At 57.4% G+C, this 1,382-nt stretch carries 2 protein-coding genes; one reads left to right on the forward strand and one right to left on the reverse strand.

Features of this window, described 5'->3' with window-relative positions:
• On the forward strand, positions 1–901 hold a 901-nt coding region (locus SQ11_RS15160), incomplete at its 5' end, for a flagellin (RefSeq protein WP_041515038.1).
• Between the two features lie 16 nt (positions 902–917).
• On the opposite strand, the gene SQ11_RS17945 is transcribed toward SQ11_RS15160, so the two are convergent.
• Positions 918–1,382, reverse strand: a 465-nt coding sequence (locus SQ11_RS17945) for a hypothetical protein (RefSeq protein ID WP_232298034.1), incomplete at its 5' end; no start/stop codon positions are given.

A 1,382-nucleotide genomic window follows, 5' to 3' on the forward strand; every position in this document is an offset into this window, starting at 1 on the left:
CAACAACCTGCAGCGCATCCGCGAGCTGGCGGTGCAATCGCGCAACGCGAGCAACAGCGTGAGCGACCGTACCGCGCTCAATAACGAAGTCCAGCAGCTCAAGGATGAAATCGACCGGGTAGCTTCCACGACCGCCTTCAACGGCATCAAGTTGATCGATGGCACATTCACCAACCAGGCGTTCCAGGTTGGCGCCAACGTCGGTGAAACGATCTCCATCAGCGGCCTGGTCAACGCCCAGAGCTCGGCTCTGGGCTCCAGCACCAGCAGCACCGCCAATGTGACCGGCGTCGCCGCCACGGCTTTCACCGCGATCACTGCGGGCGACCTGACCATCAACGGCACCAGCGTGGGCGCGGTTGCCGCCGGGGGTAACGCCGTCACGCAGGGCGCCAACATTGCAGCCGCCATCAACACGGTATCGGATACCACCGGCGTTACCGCCACCGCCGACGCGGCCGGCCTGGTATCGCTGACCAATGTATCGGGCAACACCACGGTCGTGGCTTTTGCCGGCGCTTCCGCCACCACGGCGACCACCGGCCTGACAGCCGCCACGACCGCGGTAACGACCGCAACCGGCGCGGGATTCCAGAATCTGGACATCAGCAATACCACAAATGCCGACTTTGCCATTGCCGCGATGGATTCCGCATTGAGCGCGCTCAATGCGGGCCGCGCGGATCTTGGCGCTTATCAGAACCGTTTTTCATCGGCGATTGCAAATGTGCAAACCGCAGCGGAGAACCTGACCGCATCGCGTAGCCGTATCGTCGATACCGATTTTGCGGCGGAAACCGCCACGTTGTCGAGGAACCAGGTGCTGCAACAGGCAGGTACGGCGATGCTGGCCCAGGCCAATGCCATGCCGCAGTCAGTGCTGGCACTGCTGAGAGGTTAATTGAAGGCAATCAGCCTTACCCAAGGCTGACTGGCGGAAGCAAACCCGGGGGCAGTTCCCCCGGGTTTGTATTTGCATCTGCATGTTCGCGAAATGCAAGCCTGGTATTCAATATCCGACAAACCACCGGCAATCGTCCGTTATTTGATGAATTATGCCAGACCTTACCTATCCAGCATAAATAAGCCCGTAGCAGTTTCTTGCGTCCGCTGCACCCTACAACGAGGCTCGCAATGCCGTGGTGCGGGCTCATCATCGCTGTTTTTTCATGGTCGAAAGCCGGATATACGGTGTGTATTACCCTCTGATTGCTGGATTGTGCAACCCTTCCTTTGTTTACCATTGCAGTCTGGTTATTTATCGAATCGAAATTGACGTTCCAAAAAATCTTGATAACTCGATTAAATTTATTTCGCAAGGTGCCGTTAATCAACATAACAGCGGTTGATCGGCCTCGGACGAATGCAGGTGGATCAAAGTT

This window comes from Nitrosospira sp. NpAV, from assembly GCF_000832065.1.
Lineage (GTDB): Bacteria > Pseudomonadota > Gammaproteobacteria > Burkholderiales > Nitrosomonadaceae > Nitrosospira.